The following is a 17,711-nucleotide window of genomic DNA, read 5'->3' as shown; positions in this document are numbered from 1 at the left end:
ATCTAATAACATATGTAATCTTTATGAATAATACTAAAAAAACTTTTTTAATTCCGCATCAAACCCAGTATTATGCTTGGTTATTAACACGCCAAGCAGACCAATCGAGTATCGATTCATTAGCGATGACTCTTGTTGATTCTCAGGTTGATTTAAACCCACACCAAGTAGATGCTGCTTTATTTGCTTGTCGAAATCCTTTATCTAAAGGAGTAATTTTAGCAGATGAGGTAGGGTTAGGAAAAACAATTGAAGCCGGTTTAGTTATATTACAACGTTGGGCAGAACGTAAACGTAAAATTTTAATTATTGTTCCAGCCAATTTACGTAAACAATGGTATCAAGAATTACAGGAAAAATTTGGTCTTCAAAGCATAATTTTAGAAAGCAAAATTTTTAATACATTACAAAAACAAGGGGAAACACCTTTTTCTCAGAATATCCCGGTAATTTGTTCTTATCAATTTGCAAAAGCTAAAGCTAAAGAACTTAAGCAAATACAATGGGATCTAGTGATTTTAGATGAAGCACATCGTTTACGTAATGTATATAAAAAATCTAATGTGATAGCGAAAGCTCTACAAGAAGCATTAAGTCATGTCCATGCTAAAGTTTTATTAACAGCAACACCTCTACAAAACTCTTTATTAGAATTATATGGTTTAGTCAGTATTATTGATGAGCGTGTTTTTGGTGATTTAGATAGCTTTCGAGATCTATTTACGATAAAAGCAAATGAAAAAAATTTGCAAAATTTACGTCATCGATTACAGTCAATTTGTAAGCGGACTTTGCGAAGACAAGTTCAACCTTATGTAGCTTATACTGCACGACGTGCAATTGTACAAGAATTCACTCCTTCCCAAGATGAAAAGCGATTATCTGAATTGGTTTCTGAATATCTAAGACGTGATAATGCCAAAGCATTGCCAGCGGGACAGCGACAGCTTATTTCCTTAGTATTATGGAAATTATTAGCCTCCAGTAGTCGAGCTATTGCTGGAGCATTAGATACTTTAAGTAAACGTTTACAAAATCAGTTATCTGAAATAGATGAAGAGGATTTAGTAGAGTCATTAGATCAAGATTACGAAAGTTTAGATGAAACAGCAGAAGAATGGTCAGATGAAGTTGATAATGAGCCTCAAATATCACAACAAGAGTATCAAGCTATTGTTGATGAAATCAATGAGTTAAAACAATTCAAAAACTTAGCCGAAAACATCCGCAATGATGCAAAAGGTGATGCTTTATTAACAGCATTAGATAGAGCTTTTGCAGAATTAGAACGTTTAGGTGCAGCAAAAAAAGCTATCATTTTTACAGAATCCAAACGCACACAAGAGTACCTACAACAACGTCTTGCTGATACCCATTATGCAGGTGAAAATGGCGAGGGAATTGTTCTATTTAATGGTACAAATAGCGATCTACAAGCTCAAAAAATTTATAAAGAATGGTTATGCCAACATGAAGGCACAGACAAAATTACAGGTTCAAAAACAGCAGATACCCGAGCAGCTTTAGTAGAATATTTTAAAGATCGTGCAACGATTATGATTGCGACTGAAGCAGGTGCAGAGGGTATTAACTTACAGTTTTGTTCTTTGGTTATCAATTATGACTTACCATGGAATCCACAGCGTATAGAACAACGGATAGGACGTTGTCACCGCTATGGGCAAAAACATGATGTGGTGGTTGTCAATTTTGTTGATAGAAATAATGAAGCTGATGCTCGAGTTTATGAGCTGTTAGCAGAAAAATTTCAACTTTTTGAAGGCGTATTTGGAGCGAGTGATGAAGTATTAGGTGCGATTGGTTCAGGTGTAGATATTGAACGTCGTATTGCAGAAATCTATCGTGATTGTCGTCAACCTGAAGAAATTCAACAGGCATTTGCATATTTGCAACAAGAGCTATCTGATGAAATCAATCAAGCAATGACCAAAACTCGTCAAACTTTATTAGAAAATTTTGATGAAAGTGTAGCAGAACGATTAAAGATCTATGCTGAAAACAGCCAAATTATTCGCAATAAATATGAAAAAATTCTTTTAGATATTACTCAAAGTGAATTAGGACAGTATGCACAATTTGATACTGCAGGCTTTAATGTACTAAGCTTACCTGAATATTGGTCTAATATTGCTCCGATAGGGCGTTATGAATTACCTCGCCAAAATGGAGATGCCTATTTATATCGGGTAAATCACCCTTTAGCACAAGCTATTCTAGAACAAGCCAAAAATCGCATTTGTCCTAATCAAAAAATTCGATTGGATTACCAAGCTTATGGTAAACAAATCAGTACCTTAGAACCTTATCGAGGTCAAGGTGGGTATCTGAAGTTTTTACTTGTTACTATTGAGGCATTGGGTAGAACTGAGGAATATTGTTTATTATCTGCGATAACCAAGAATGGTGAGATTCTCGTTGATGATGATCCGGAGAAATTATTGCAATTACCTGCAATTATTGTTGGTGATCTTGATGAACATTTTGACGAATCGATTTTAGAAAAAGATATTACTCAGCGGTATCAGTCCTTATTGCAAGCCTCCAAAGCTCGTAATTTGTCTTATTTTGAACAAGAAGTTCAAAAGTTAGATGATTGGGCTGATGATTTAAAAAATGCTTTAGAGCAAGCAATTAAAGAAACAGATCGTGAAATTAAGGAAGTTCGCCGTACAGCAGCATCTGCTACAACACTGGAAGAAAAGTTGATGTGGCAGAAAAAGCAACGAGAATTGGAAGGTAAGCGTAACAAACAACGCCGAGAATTGTTTGATAGACAGGATGAAATTGATGTGAAGCGTAACCAGTTGATTGAGGAATTGGAGAGTAGTCTGACTTCAAAGGTGGAACAAAAAGAAATGTTTTTGATTGAATGGGAGATGGTGTGATGGCAAGAGAAAGAATTATACCACTAGAGTTAGATCTATTATGTCAAAAATTAGAGCAAGACTATTGGGATAAGATTAATGCGAGCGGTAAAGATGAAGAAGCTAGAAAAAGCAATTTTTTATCAAAAGCTATTGCTGCTTTCGTATTACACGAAGAGGCATTAGTAAGCATAGACGATGCAATTGCTGCCAGTATTGATGGAGGGCAGGATCATGGAATTGACTCAGTTTTTGTTGATAGTAGTCATGTCATTTGGTTGATTCAGTCAAAATATATTGCTAGCGGTACTGGAGAGCCAGAATTAGGAGATGTTTCTAAGTTCCGTGATGGTATTATTGATTTACTTCATGGAAAAGTAGAGAGATTTAATAACTCCTTAGGGAAAAAGAAAGTCAGATAAGAGAAGCTATAGATAGTGGTGTATGTAGAGTTAAAGCTATTTTGGCATATTCAGGAACAGCTATTTCAGATGATAGAAGAAATATTTTTACTGATATAGAACAGGCTTTTAATGATTCATCACCTGAATCTATACGTTGTTATGCTTATGGATTAAGTACTTTACACGAAATCCACACCGCTTGTTCAGCTAATGAGTCAATTGATAATGAAATTGAATTGATAAATTTTGGACATATACAGAAACCCTATAAAGCTTATTATGGACAAATAAATGCAGAAAAATTATTAGAACTATGGAGTCAACATAAACATTTACTTGTTGAAAAAAATATACGTAGATTTAAGGGAGAAACATCCGTTAATCAAAGTTTAGCAAAAACATTAGATGATCATCCAGAACACTTTTTCTATTTTAATAATGGTATTACATTTTTATGTGGTTCAATCAGTGAAGTGTACCCAAGAGATTCCAATCGACAGAAAGGAAAATTTAAAGTTCAAGGCTTATCTATCATTAATGGAGCCCAAACTGTCGGTGTAATTGGTAATAAATCTTCTACATATTATCAAGAGCATCCTACTTGGGTTTTTGCTACTTTTTTATCTTTAAATGGTACACCAGATAATTTCTCTATTGAAGTAACTCAAGCTAGAAATAGACAAAATGCTGTTGATTTAGAAGATTTTGCATCTTTGGATGATAATCAAGTTAAATTAAAAGATACATTAAATATGGCTGGAGTTACTTATTTAATCAAACAAGGTAATGATGATCCACCTAATTCTGATACTTGCTTTAACATTAGGGAGCTAGTTCCACTTTTAGCGTGTACGGTAACAGGAAATGATTGGCAACAATATGTTATAGCGGCTAAGTCTGATAAAAAAAGATTATTTAGACAAATTGGCTTAACGTCTCATCGTGAAAAAATGAAAGATGCCTATCAAAAATTATTTCCTGATTCAAGGACGGCTAAGGAAATATGGCGAATTGTACAAATCGGTAGGTTTATTGCCAAAGTAGTGAAGGATCGTGCCAATGGTGAACCATTTGATGCAAATGTTAATTTGCAAGCAAAAGATATTTTAAATCAAGGGATTTGGTTGATTATTCATATTGTTTTTATCAAGCATAAACTACAATACGGCAATAGTTTTTTTATTAGTCAAGAAGAAAAACAAAACTTATCTGTTTCAATTGATAAGGTATGCCAGAATTTGGTGAATATTATACAGAATGAACTGTGGGGAAAATCTGCTCAGGCTATTTTTGAAAATCAAACAGATTGCAAAACGATTAAAGATAGACTGATGAGACAATTAAATTCAGGTAAATAAATTTTAAGGTGTAGTAGTGATGACCAAAAAACAAAAACTTGAACTGACTTGGATAGGTAAGGAAAAACGTCCTAAGTTAGAAGCACGAATCCTGTTGGAAGATGCCAAAAAATCGTATCATGCCAAAGTGCGGTCAGAAAATGATATTTTTGATAACCGCTTAATTTTTGGTGATAACTTGTTGGCTTTAAAAGCACTGGAACAAGAGTTTACAGGTAAGGTAAAGTGTATTTATATTGATCCACCGTACAACACAGGTAATGTTTTCGAACATTATGATGATGGCTTGGAGCATTCTATTTGGCTAGGATTAATGCGAGATCGTCTAGAAATCCTTAAAAATTTATTAGCTAATAATGGTTCAATTTGGATTTCTATTGATGCTGATGAAAGTCATTATTTAAAAGTTTTGTGTGATGAAATTTTTGGTAGAGGAAACTTTATTGATGAAGTTATTTGGCAAAGAGCCTATGCCCCCATTAATTTAAAAAAAACCTTGTCTAGAAGTCATGATGCAATATTAGTATATGCAAAAAATTCTATAGGGCTTGAATTAAATAAACTTCCTAGGAGTGAAGATGCAAATTCGCCATATAAAAATCCAGATAATGACCCTAGAGGACCTTGGCAATCTGATAATTTTTCGGTAGGACCAGTTGTTGATAGTAAGGTTTACGAAATAACAACTCCCTGTGGCAGAAAAGTTTTACCCCCTAAAGGGAGATGCTGGTTGTTAACTAAAGAAAGATATGAGGAATTTTTATTAGACAACAGAATATGGTTTGGTTCTAAAGGGACTGGAGTTCCACGTATTAAACGATTTTTAGCAGAAGTTAAAGATGGTGTTACTCCAATGACTTTATGGACTTACCAAGAAGTCGGGCATAACCAAGATGCTAAAAAAGAAGTCAAACAATTTAACGCTGATGATGTTTTTGATACCCCAAAACCAGAGAAGTTATTAGAACGCATTATTCATTTAGCAACAAATAAAGGCGATCTTGTTCTCGACTCTTTTGCTGGTTCAGGTACCACAGGTGCGGTTGCCCATAAAATGGGACGGCGTTGGATTATGGTGGAGTTAGGTGAGCATTGCCATACGCATATTATTCCACGCTTACAAAAAGTGATTGATGGCACCGATCAAGGCGGTATTAGTAAAGCGGTAAATTGGCAAGGCGGTGGCGGTTTTCGTTATTATCGTTTGGCACCGAGTTTGATTGTCAATGACCATTGGGGTAATCCAATTATTAATCCTGAATATAATGTGGAAATGTTGGCGGAAGCCTTAGCTAAACTAGAAGGTTTTACCTATCAACCGTCTGAAATTTTGTGGTGGCAACACGGATTTTCTACTGAAAATGACTTTATTTATGTTACTACGCAAAGTTTATCTGCCGAACAATTACAATTACTGTCTGATGAAGTGGGTGAAAAACGTAGTTTGTTAATTTGTTGTTCGGCGTGGCGTGGTATTACTGCTGCAAAAGCTATGGAAAGATGGCCAAATCTGACTTTAAAGAAAATTCCCAAAATGATTTTGGCACGATGTGAATGGGGGCATGATGATTATAGTTTAAATGTCTCCAATTTACCGATGGCAGAATCGGAATCTGAGCATGTTGATCAGGCTTCAGACAGCCAGAAGCCTGTTAGCCAGCAAAGCTTGTTTGATGATGCGGAATAGTTATGCAAGAAATCAGTCATCAAGAAAATTATCAAGCATGGCTACAAACTATTAAATCTAAAGTTAGTACTGCTAGACAACGTGCTGCACTGGCTGTCAATGCCGAATTAATTATGTTGTATTGGACTATTGGCAGAGAAATTTTGCAACAACAAAATGCTCAGGGATGGGGTAGTAAGGTTATTGAACGTTTTGGAAGAGACTTACGAGAAGCTTTTCCCGAAATGAAAGGTTTTTCGACAAGAAATTTAAAATATATGCGGGCTTTTGCCGAGTTTTTTCCTGATGAGCAAATTGTGCAGCAGACTGCTGCACAATTACCGTGGTGGCATAATGTATTGATCATGACACGGATTAAAGATCATTCTACCCAACAATTTTATATACAAAAAGCTATTGAAGAAGCTTGGAGTAGAACAACACTGGAAGTACAAATTAAAAATCAATTATATGAGCGTCAAGGCAAAGCAGTAACCAATTTTCAGCAGCGATTACCTACCGTACAGGCTAAATTGGCACAAGAAAATTTAAAAGATCCTTACTTTTTTGATTTTTTAGGATTAGAGGAAGCAGCTCAAGAGCGAGATATTGAAACAGCTTTGATTCAACATATTAGCCAATTTTTATTGGAGTTGGGTAAAGGGTTTGCTTTTGTGGGGCGACAATTTCGCTTAGAAGTTGCTGGAGATGAGTTTTTTATTGATTTATCGTTCTATCATACTCGCTTAAAGTGCTATGTTGTTATTGAATTAAAAGCAACAGCATTTAAACCTGAAGATGCAGGGCAGCTCAATTTTTATTTATCCACAGTAGATGCTCAGTTAAAGGCAGCAGATGACAACCCAACTATAGGTATATTGTTATGCCGGGCTAAAAATCAATTAGTCGCAGAATATGCATTATCCGGTATGGATAAACCTATCGGTATCGCTGAATATGAATTGGTGCGGACTCTACCGGAAACATTAGAAACAAAATTACCCAGTGTAGAAGAGTTAGAAAATGAACTTACACTTTGGGAACAAGGATATAATTTTGCAGGAGAAAACCGTGAATAACCGAACACAACACTATATTAATGGACGTTTATCGTTACGACCACCACAAATGGAATCACTGGATAAATTGGTTACAGCATTGGAAACGGCACCTGAAATATTATCCAAACAAAGAGATATTACGGTTATTCTAGAAAAACTAAAAGCTGAGTTTTCAACCTTAACGGATTTTGAGCGTGAGTTTCCATCGTTATGCTTTGCCTTGGCAACAGGGGTAGGTAAAACTCGTTTGATGGGAGCATTTATCAGTTATTTGCATCTAGCGTATGGCATCAATAATTTCTTTGTGTTGGCGCCAAATTTAACGATTTACAATAAATTGATTGCTGATTTTTCGCCGAATACTACTAAATATGTATTTAGAGGCATTTCTGAGCTTGCCATTAATCCTCCTAGAGTCATTACTGGAGAGAATTATGAGCAACAAAATATTTATGGGGGAGAGTTATTTGGCGAGGTAAGAATTAATATTTTTAATATCTCGAAAATCAATTCTGAAGTGCGTGGTGGTAAAGAACCCAAAATTAAAAGAATGCGTGAGGTATTGGGGGAAAGTTATTTTAATTATCTTGCTAATTTACCCGATTTAGTTTTGCTGATGGATGAATCACATCGTTATCGGGCAGCAGCAGGGATGAGGTCTATTAATGAACTTAATCCATTACTTGGATTGGAATTAACGGCAACACCTTTTGTAGAATCCAGCAAAGCTCCTATTCCCTTTAAAAATGTAGTAATTGATTATCCATTAGCCCGAGCAATGGAAGATGGTTTTGTCAAAATGCCAGCCGTGGTAACACAGCGTAACTTTAACGCCCAAAATCATACAATAGAAGAAATAGAAACCATCAAATTACAAGATGGCATACGAGTACACGAAAATGTAAAAGTAGAACTAACAACTTATGCACGTGAGAATAATGTAGAAATTGTTAAGCCATTTATGTTGGTCATTGCTCGAGATACCACACATGCAGCGAATTTATTAGATTTAATAGAATCAGAAACATTTTTCAATGGTCGCTACAAAGGTAAAGTCATTCAGGTGGACTCTAGTAAAAGTGGCAAAGATGAAGAAGAAATGATCACTCGGCTATTAGCGGTTGAAAGTAGAGATGAGCCGACCGAAATCGTGATTCACGTCAATATGCTTAAAGAAGGTTGGGACGTGACCAATCTTTATACTATTGTGCCATTACGAGCAGCTAATGCACGGACGTTGATTGAGCAAAGTATTGGACGTGGGTTGCGTTTGCCTTATGGCAAGCGTACAGGTGTGGAACCTGTTGATCGATTAAACATTATCGCACACGATAAATTCCAAGAAATTATTGATGAAGCCAATAAAGGCGATTCTATCCTGAAATTAAAACAAGTGATTTTAGAAACTCCTAATGACGATGAAGAAAAAGTGAGTGTACAAGTGAAGAGTAATCTTGAACATTATTTAACTGCTCAAGATTCAGTAGAATCTCTCGCTACAGACATTTCACTAACTAATGAAAATACTAAAAAACTCATTACATTTAATTCAGACAGAGAAAAACAAATTGCTCAAGTTGTGTTAGAAGTTGCTGCACAATATGAAAAGAAACCAATAGAAGTTCAAACGATTAAAACATTATTACAGCCTGACATTCAAGAAAAAATAATGTCACAAGTACACCAAAACTTACCTTCTATACAAGGTGAATTATTACCTGAAGAGATTGATATTGCAGCAGTTGTTAGCAAAACAACACAATTCATTGTAGAACAATCTATTGATATTCCAAGAATTGTAGTTGTACCTGCAGGAGATATCAAAACAGGTTTTCATCCGTTTACCTTAGATGTTTCATCTTTACATCTACAGCCTAGTAAGCGTGAAATAACCATCCACAATTTACAGACGAATGAACAAAGTAGTTTAGCTACAGAATTGGGGTTAATCGAAAAACGACCTGAAGATTATATTGTATTTGCCTTGTTAGATTATGAAGATATTGACTATTTTGCGCAAGCCGATTTTCTCTATGATTTAGCAAAACAAGTGGTTACACATTTTCAAAGCTATTTAAGTGAAGAAGAACTGTTAAATGTATTAGATATAAATCGTCGCTTGATTGCTAGAGAAATTCATTCACAAATGATGGCACATTTCTGGGAATCTGCTACATCATACGAAGTAAAAGTAAGTCAAGGATTTACAACATTAAGACCTTGTAATTACACCTCATCGGCAAATGAAAAAATCTATTCTGTGCGTGAAACTATCACTAATATTGGGCGTATTCGACAAATTTTATTTGGTGGATTTAAAAAATGTTTATACCCTCTACAAAAATTTGATTCAGATACTGAACGTCGTTTTGCAGTGATTTTAGAAAGAGATGCACAAAAATGGTTTAAACCTAACAAAGGACAATTTCATATTTATTATCAAATTAATGCAGAGCAGAAAGAATATGTTCCTGATTTTGTTGTGGAAACAAAAGATTCTCTTTTAATGATTGAAACAAAAGCAAGAACGGATTTGGATAATCCGGAGGTACAAGCAAAAGCCAATGCAGCAAGAACTTGGTGTGAGTATGCAGCAGAATATGCACAAAAAACAAATAGTAAGCCTTGGAAATATTTGATTATTTCACACGATCAAGTTACAGAAGATAAAAGGTTGGAGGATTTTGATCTATATATCAATGGAAAATAAGTACCTCCTCCCTTGGTGAGTGTTACTTATTGGCATAGTAGACAAAAACGTTGATATTTTGCTGAACTATGCCATTTTTCAAGGTCAGATTAACTTACCTAATCAAAACGCATCTACTAACTGAATTGCTGCGCCAATATAATTAGCTGGTGTTAATGCTTTTAAGCGTGCTTTTTCCTCTTCTGGAATCGCTAAACCATCAATAAATTGTTGCATCGTTTGCTGATCAACACGCTTACCACGCGTTAATTCTTTTAATTTTTCATACGGTTTTTCGATACCATAACGGCGCATTACGGTTTGAATTGGTTCAGCAAGCACTTCCCAGTTCTGATCTAATTCCGCCAGTAAATGAGCCTCGTTCACTTCTAATTTACTGATACCTTTTAAAGTCGCAGCATAAGCAATTAAGCTATATCCTAAGCCAACACCTAAATTACGTAATACAGTTGAATCAGTTAAATCACGTTGCCAACGAGAAATTGGTAATTTTTGCGCCAAATGACTCATCAATGCGTTCGCTACGCCTAAGTTCCCCTCTGAATTTTCAAAATCAATCGGATTCACTTTATGTGGCATGGTAGATGAACCAATTTCACCCGCAATAGTTTTTTGTTTGAAATGATTTAAGGCAATATAACCCCAAATATCACGGTCAAAATCGATAATAATAGTGTTAAAACGCATTACACAATCAAAAAACTCAGCAATATAATCATGCGGTTCAATTTGAGTGGTGTATGGATTCCAATCAATTCCTAAATCTTGCACAAATTGTTGGCTAAATAGATGCCAATCAATATCAGGATAAGCGGATAAATGTGCATTGTAGTTACCCACAGCACCATTAATTTTACCGAGAATTTCTACACGTTGTAGTTGTTGATATTGACGCTGTAAACGATAAGCTACATTCACCATTTCTTTACCAACTGTTGTTGGCGAAGCAGGTTGCCCGTGAGTACGAGAAAGTAATGGGATCGTTTTATAGGTTTCGGCTAAACGGCTAATTTCAGTAATAATCTTTTTCCATTCTGGCAAAATAACCTCTTCTCTTGCCGTTTTTAACATCAGTGCGTGTGAAAGATTATTAATATCTTCTGAGGTGCAAGCAAAGTGAATAAATTCACTAATTGCAGCCAGCTCTGGAAGCGCCAGACACTTCTCTTTTAAGAAATATTCAACTGCCTTAACATCGTGGTTAGTTGTTGCTTCAATCTCTTTAATTCGCTGTGCATCTTGTACATCAAAATTCGCAATAATATCGTTTAGGTAATCGATTGCTTTTTTTGATAAAAGGGGGATTTCTGTAATGGCTGGCGCTTCTGCCAGTTTTTGTAACCAACGCACTTCGACCGTTACCCGAAAACGCAATAAGCCAAATTCACTAAAAATTGGACGTAATGCATCTGTTTTATTTTGATAACGACCATCAAGCGGGGAAAGTGCTGTTAACGCATTAAGTTGCATGAAGAATCACTCCGTCTATTTAAGGGAAGAATACAGTTGTTGCGCCGCTTGGATTAGTTTTCTGCGGAAAAAGAGTAATTTCCACTTTGAACCACCTAACTGACGCCATAATACCGCAGAACGAATACCCGCTAATAAGCAAGCTCGAATACGATTTTGAATATCAGGCTGCTGTAAATATAACGGCACACCTTTTACCTGAATTTTAGCACCTAATGGGCTAATAATATCAACATAAATACCAGCTAACACAGCCAACATTGAGTTATCCAACAAGTCATTATGAAACTCTAACTGTGCTGGTAAATATTGGATTCTATCGACTAATTGTTGTTTTTTCTCTGCATTATTGTTTAATTTACTTTCCAATGCCAAGAGGCTTAGCCAATAACGACTCAATTCAGCATCTAATCGACCATTTTGCCCATTAAGCTGTTCTAATAACGTTGCTAGCCCTAATTTTAGATTAGCCAATGTGCCACCATAAATATCAACGGTTTTGTCTGCTTGGATAACTAAAAGACTTTCTAAGGTAGAAGAGAGATCTTGTTCTGCGACAGTGCCTTGATGTGCTAATTGTTGAACTAACTTTGCGGATTGACAAACACCTGCTAGTGCAATCGCTAAATTCGCATAATCGTCCATAAAGAGAAAGACCTTATTTGTGCTAAGTTATTGATACTAAAATGATGACAAAATAGGTGCAAAAATATAACACCGTTCTGCTCTTTTTAAAAGCTATCTTCTGACCACTTGGTAGAAAAAATTAAAGGCTGTTACAACATTAATTGTAACAGCCTTCTAGAATTTGGCTCCTCCTGCTGGACTTGAACCAGCGACATATGGATTAACAGTCCACCGTTCTACCGACTGAACTAAGGAGGAAGAGTGGTGCCCAGAGGCGGAATCGAACCACCGACACGGGGATTTTCAATCCCCTGCTCTACCGACTGAGCTATCTGGGCAACGTCTTAGTGGTGCGTATTAAACGTTTTTTTGGCTTTCAAGTCAACCACTATTTTGAAAAAAATTTCTTTTTTTCATACGTTAGCCGTTTTTCTATCCAAAACGGATAAAATTAATACTAAATCACCACTAAAACTAGCAGAATTAACGAATGACTCGATAACTTTTCTGTGCTTTATCAACCTTGAGCAGGTAATTTCTCGCCTGCGCTGATGGGTGTTTTGTTGTTAAAATACGATACACCTGCTCAGGTAATAAGCGATTAATTTTATTTACTGCAATCTCTTTATCTTCATCAAAAACACGTAATACAGCGCCTGCACCACTATTATACGCTGAAATCACTGCAAAACGACGTGAAGTAGGATCGGTTATTCCCGCTAAATATTTATTTTGTAATAACCATAGATAAGAAACCCCAGCATCAATATTCTTATATGGATCAAATAAATATTTCTTCGATGGCACGCCACTTTTGCCTTTCATTTGAAAAACATCTCGCCCAGCAGTATGCGGAACAACCTGCATTAATCCCATCGCATTGGCATAACTAATCGCATACGGGTTGAAACTGGATTCCGTTTGCATAATACCAAGAATCAAACTTTCATCAATATTATAATGACGTGCTGCTTTACGAATAAATGGAATATATTTTTGTGCACGAATAGCAACGTGATTTGCAATCATTTGGATCACAACAAATTGTACAACATGCCCATTACTTAAACGGCGACTCTGCAACTTATTGTTCACTAAATAATCGGCAAAGGCAGAAGCAACTGCAATATCTGGAATTTGTGCGCCTTGATGATCTAATACCTGCCCTAATAAGAATGGACGAGAACTAATTGGCACATCGCCATCAGCAAAAAGGTCGATACCATTTGCATCAGATCCCATTAACAAAGTATGTACTATCGCATTTTTCAAACGTGCCAAACTTGTCTGGGTTTCAATCGTTATCACACCCTCATCAAAACTTACATGGCTACGAGTGTAATATTTATCCGTATATTTCACATAATCTTTACGACTAGCGACCAGCAGTTCATTAACGCCCCAAATACGGTCAATATTATGTGAAAACTGCCCTGTTAGAATATCTAACGCACGCGTATCCTTTGCAAAGGCATCATCGTAATCAATATCATCTCGATTAGGAGATGTAGAGCCACACCCGACTAATAAGAGTGCTAATGCAGTGGCAATAAAATATTTTTTTATTTTCATATAATTATTACTTTGAAGGAGGAACATAACCTTCGATATGAATATCTTTACCTTCAAATAAGAAATTCACCATCTCTTGTTCTAATAATTTGCGATGTTCAGGATTCATCATATTTAATTTTTTTTCATTGACGAGCATAGTCTGTTTTTTTAACCATTCAGACCAAGCTTGTTTACTGATTGAATCAAAAATACGTTTACCGAGTTCACCTGGGTAAAGTTGAAAATCCAACCCTTCTGCTTCTTGCTTTAAATACGCACAAAAAACGGTTCTTGCCATACTATTATCCTTGTATCATTTGTTATTTTGTTATATTTGCCGCTAACTGTAACAACAAATTTTTGACTGGCGTTGCTAAGCCAATTTTTGGCGGCGAAAAATCCGCTAGATCATACCAATATTCACGTTCGTTTTGTACTCTCTGTTTATATTCTGCACAACTTTCCGCAACATTTTTTTGCAATCCCCTTTCTTGCGGTGTATTCATTACCACAACTGGGTGAATATCTAAATGAAAATGGCTAAACGTATGACGGAAAATAGGCAATTCTTCACTAATTTGATAGTGATGTTGTTGTAAAAAGTGCTCTAATTTTTCTTTCGTTTCAAATTGCGGAAAACAGTACAACCCTCCCCACAATCCCTCTGCTGGTCTCTGTTGTAATAATACTCTAGACCGCTCAACTAACAATAAAAAATAGCTTTCTCGTTCAGGTAATGTTTTCTTAGGTTTCTTGCTTGGGTATGCACTCCAACTATTATCACGATAAGCGATACAATCCCTTGCCAGCGGGCACAAGTTACATTTTGGCTTACTTCTTGTACAAACTAAAGCACCTAAATCCATCATGGCTTGATTAAACGCAGTAACTTGAGATTGCGGCGTTACCATCGCACTTTTTTGCCACAAAATTGTTTCTACTGTTTTCTCACCAGGCCAGCCCTCAATCGCAAAATAACGCGTTAAAACACGTTTCACATTACCATCTAATATAGGATAAGGCGCATCTAAACAAGAAGACAAAATTGCACCAGCCGTACTTAATCCCACACCAGGCAATGCGAATACTTGAGAAAACTCTGTCGGAAAGGCTCCCTGATATTGATCACGGATAATTTGCGCGGCTCGATGTAAATTTCTAGCTCTTGCATAATAGCCTAACCCAGTCCATAAATGTAAAACTTCATCAATAGACGCATCTGCCAAGGCTACAACCGTCGGGAAATGTTGCATAAAACGCTCAAAATAGGGAATAACAGTTGCTACTTGTGTTTGCTGCAACATAATTTCTGACAACCACACCCCATACAAAGATTTATTTATCTGCCAAGGTAATGTTTTCCGCCCATATTTCGCATACCAAGATAAAACTGCAGTAGCAAAGGGAGCTTGTGGCGTTGATTCTGCAATCCACATAAATTTCTCTCACAACTCGATTAAATTGTGCGAGTGTATCACAAGGAATTTGATGAAAACATCACAAAAACCGTCAATTATCAGGTAAAATACCCGCCGTTTTTATTGTAGAACCGACTATTTATATATTTTTCCATGCAACAAGATTCTTTACATAATATTGCTGAGCAAAAGCGAAAAACAGTGAATACCCCAGAATTTACCGAAGACGGGCGCTATATGCGTAAAGTGCGAAGTTTCGTGTTAAGAACTGGACGACTAAGCGAAGCCCAAAAACGTGCAATGAATGATAATTGGGCATTCTTTGGCTTAGAACATCAACAACAACCTTTTGATTTTGCAAAAATTTTTGGTAATACCCACCCCGTAATATTAGAGATTGGCTTTGGTATGGGGCAATCATTAGTTACAATGGCAAAGCAAAATCCTCAATATAATTATTTAGGTATTGAAGTTCATACTCCAGGTGTTGGCGCGTGTATTGCTACTGCACTAGAACAGAAAGTGAATAACTTACGTGTTATTTGTCATGATGCCATCGAAATTCTACAAGATAATATTTCTGACAATTCTTTAGCAGGTTTACAACTCTTTTTCCCAGATCCATGGCAAAAAGCAAAACATCATAAAAGACGTATCGTACAAACGCCTTTTATTGAATTAATTATGCAAAAATTAACACCTAATGGCTTTATCCATATGGCAACAGATTGGGAAAATTATGCTGAACATATGCTAGAAGTATTAAGATCTCAATCAAATCTATCCAATACTTCTATTACAAATGACTTTATCCCACGTCCAGATTCTCGCCCATTAACCAAATTTGAGCAGCGTGGGCAGCGTCTAGGGCATGGCGTGTGGGATCTCTATTTTATTAAAAATCAATAATCCAAAAAGGAGGATACTATGGCATATCAACGCAATCGCAGACAACGTAAAAAAATGCACATTGCTGAATTCCAAGAATTAGGTTTTCTGGTGAATTGGCAATTTGCAGAAAATACGCCTGTAAGTGAGATCGATCAAGTTGTTGATCGTTTTATTGATGAAGTCATCAAACCTAACGGACTCGCCTATGAAGGAAGTGGTTATTTACACTGGGAAGGCTTAGTTTGTTTAGAAAAACTTGGGAAATGTGATGATTCTCACCGTCAATTAGTCAAAACTTGGTTAGAACAAAATGGACTCTCTCAAATTGAAATTAGCGAACTATTTGATATTTGGTGGGATTTTCCAGTTACTAAATAAGTCCTAGAAATACCAGTGTATGTTTCTCAAAAATAGCTTAAAGCCTTTTGTTATAAGGTTTTAAGCTTTTTTAATATATTTCTGATGCAATTCTCCTGCAAATTTATGGCTTAACTTTATAAACGCTACCCTCGCCAGCACCATCTAGACCTAAATAGATTCTTAAATGTTTGATTTCTGGATCAGTAGATAAATCTTTAAATACAATCTTATATTTTTCTCCTGATTTAAATTTAAAATAATTATTAGGATAAGGATATTTCACATTAAAAGCAGTAAATCCTTGAATATTAATTGGTTTATCATTAAGAAAGACACTTGGAGAGTTATAAGTATTTTTATAAGAATAGGTATTTTCAAAGACTTTTTTATTTTTATGATAAATTGTCATTTGAATAGTAAAAACATACCCTATACTAAAATCTTCATCTCCTAATTTTAATTTCTTTCTCCATAAGAGATAATCTTGTTTATCTATATATAGAAATAGAGTTTGTCTTCTTAAACTAGCATTTGGGGGAATATACTCAAATTCATAAGTGGCGCCATTGGCTTTAAGTGGAACTGGAAACACTTTCCCTGGCAAGACAGATCTTGATACATCATAAACAATATGACTACACAACCCGAGTACAAAAATTATAAAAGTGAACAATAAAGACTTCATCACTTTAGCAACAAAGTTTGCTGAAATATTCATTTCATCATTCATATATACACATTAATCCAGTTAGAAATTATATTGACATTAACCACTATATGTCTAATTGTGTCAGTTATTTCTAGTAATAACCAATATCATCACTAAACATAAACCTGAACGAAGCATAGCTGGATAATGCTTACTATATCTACCCAAATTTTTTTACCTTATACATGGGATACCTATTTAGTTGATAACTAGGCTTAAGATAATAGACTAAATCCATCTCAACAAACAACATGACTTTCTTTTCCTTTCTTCTTCACTTCTCGCTCTTCTACCTGTCAATGATGATAAAAAATCGGTATAGCTCCATTATCACTTTAGGACGTTTGAACGTTTCTCCGCTTTTTCGTTTGTTTTCTCTCGCTTTTTCTTATTGGAGTTGTGTGTGGAAAGAGAGGGAGAGGGAATCGCTGTCTAGGGCTAGATTTGATGTAACACATTAGATTTTATATTTGTCGTAAAAAAAACGCTAACTTCTTGTTAGCGTTCTTTCCTACTCTCCCCCAAAAAAACAAAAAACCTCCGTATCGCTACGGAGGCTCTCTCTAATTCAAAAACCTGGCAGTGTCCTACTCTCACA

The 17,711-nt window shown here is 35.7% G+C and carries 14 protein-coding genes and 2 tRNA genes; 8 read left to right on the top strand and 8 right to left on the bottom strand.

From position 1 onward, the window contains the following. Positions 1-23 precede the first annotated feature (23 nt). Genes ACFFHK_RS03365 through ACFFHK_RS03340 form a run of 6 tightly spaced genes read left to right on the top strand, consistent with a single transcriptional unit; the run spans position 24 to position 10,084 of the window. Complete coding sequence (locus ACFFHK_RS03365; protein WP_382369369.1) at positions 24-2,906, top strand: SNF2-related protein; 2,883 nt, start codon at positions 24-26, stop codon at positions 2,904-2,906. Beyond that, a complete protein-coding gene (locus ACFFHK_RS03360; protein WP_382369366.1) occupies positions 2,906-3,307 on the top strand; it encodes a hypothetical protein in 402 nt (133 codons plus the stop codon). The genes ACFFHK_RS03365 and ACFFHK_RS03360 overlap by 1 nt, the downstream gene beginning before the upstream one ends. Positions 3,308-3,348: 41 nt before the next feature. Beyond that, the gene (locus tag ACFFHK_RS03355) at positions 3,349-4,647 is read left to right on the top strand and encodes an AIPR family protein (protein ID WP_382369363.1); all 1,299 of its coding nucleotides are present in this window, start codon (positions 3,349-3,351) and stop codon (positions 4,645-4,647) included. 19 nt (positions 4,648-4,666) lie between these two features. Beyond that, positions 4,667-6,334 (top strand): site-specific DNA-methyltransferase, encoded by a 1,668-nt coding sequence (locus ACFFHK_RS03350; RefSeq protein WP_382369360.1) that lies wholly within the window; start codon positions 4,667-4,669, stop codon positions 6,332-6,334. A 2-nt stretch (positions 6,335-6,336) separates the two neighbouring features. After that, the gene (locus tag ACFFHK_RS03345) at positions 6,337-7,392 is read left to right on the top strand and encodes a PDDEXK nuclease domain-containing protein (RefSeq protein ID WP_382369357.1); all 1,056 of its coding nucleotides are present in this window, start codon (positions 6,337-6,339) and stop codon (positions 7,390-7,392) included. Beyond that, on the top strand, positions 7,385-10,084 hold the full coding sequence (locus ACFFHK_RS03340) for a DEAD/DEAH box helicase family protein (protein ID WP_382369354.1): 2,700 nt from the start codon (positions 7,385-7,387) through the stop codon (positions 10,082-10,084). The genes ACFFHK_RS03345 and ACFFHK_RS03340 overlap by 8 nt, the downstream gene beginning before the upstream one ends. 102 nt (positions 10,085-10,186) lie before the next feature. On the opposite strand, the gene purB is transcribed toward ACFFHK_RS03340, so the two are convergent. The 7 genes from purB to mutY form a co-directional block, all read right to left on the bottom strand. Further along, a complete protein-coding gene (purB, locus tag ACFFHK_RS03335) occupies positions 10,187-11,554 on the bottom strand; it encodes an adenylosuccinate lyase (RefSeq protein WP_382369351.1) in 1,368 nt (455 codons plus the stop codon). 15 nt (positions 11,555-11,569) lie between these two features. Further along, on the bottom strand, positions 11,570-12,199 hold the full coding sequence (gene hflD, locus ACFFHK_RS03330; RefSeq protein ID WP_382369348.1) for a high frequency lysogenization protein HflD: 630 nt from the start codon (positions 12,197-12,199) through the stop codon (positions 11,570-11,572). 164 nt (positions 12,200-12,363) lie between these two features. Continuing rightward, positions 12,364-12,439 (bottom strand) — tRNA-Asn (locus ACFFHK_RS03325). Between the two features lie 4 nt (positions 12,440-12,443). Further along, positions 12,444-12,519, bottom strand: a tRNA-Phe gene (locus ACFFHK_RS03320). Between the two features lie 145 nt (positions 12,520-12,664). Next, positions 12,665-13,747 (bottom strand): membrane-bound lytic murein transglycosylase MltC, encoded by a 1,083-nt coding sequence (gene mltC, locus ACFFHK_RS03315; protein WP_382369931.1) that lies wholly within the window; start codon positions 13,745-13,747, stop codon positions 12,665-12,667. 13 nt (positions 13,748-13,760) lie between these two features. Continuing rightward, complete coding sequence (locus ACFFHK_RS03310; protein ID WP_382369345.1) at positions 13,761-14,033, bottom strand: oxidative damage protection protein; 273 nt, start codon at positions 14,031-14,033, stop codon at positions 13,761-13,763. 22 nt (positions 14,034-14,055) lie between these two features. Next, complete coding sequence (mutY, locus tag ACFFHK_RS03305) at positions 14,056-15,171, bottom strand: A/G-specific adenine glycosylase (protein ID WP_382369342.1); 1,116 nt, start codon at positions 15,169-15,171, stop codon at positions 14,056-14,058. 135 nt (positions 15,172-15,306) lie between these two features. Between mutY and trmB the strand changes: the two genes are divergently transcribed. Both trmB and ACFFHK_RS03295 read left to right on the top strand, forming a co-directional pair. Continuing rightward, complete coding sequence (gene trmB / locus ACFFHK_RS03300; RefSeq protein WP_382369339.1) at positions 15,307-16,062, top strand: tRNA (guanosine(46)-N7)-methyltransferase TrmB; 756 nt, start codon at positions 15,307-15,309, stop codon at positions 16,060-16,062. An 18-nt stretch (positions 16,063-16,080) separates the two neighbouring features. Further along, positions 16,081-16,422 (top strand): YggL family protein, encoded by a 342-nt coding sequence (locus tag ACFFHK_RS03295; RefSeq protein ID WP_382369336.1) that lies wholly within the window; start codon positions 16,081-16,083, stop codon positions 16,420-16,422. 103 nt (positions 16,423-16,525) lie between these two features. On the opposite strand, the gene ACFFHK_RS03290 is transcribed toward ACFFHK_RS03295, so the two are convergent. Next, on the bottom strand, positions 16,526-17,134 hold the full coding sequence (locus ACFFHK_RS03290; protein WP_382369333.1) for a hypothetical protein: 609 nt from the start codon (positions 17,132-17,134) through the stop codon (positions 16,526-16,528). Positions 17,135-17,711: the final 577 nt, after the last annotated feature.

The organism is Gallibacterium trehalosifermentans (genome assembly GCF_042433055.1).
In the GTDB taxonomy this organism is placed as follows: Bacteria; Pseudomonadota; Gammaproteobacteria; order Enterobacterales; family Pasteurellaceae; genus Gallibacterium; species Gallibacterium trehalosifermentans.
Note: the sequence above shows the minus strand (reverse complement) of the source record. Positions and strands in the feature narration are given on the sequence as shown.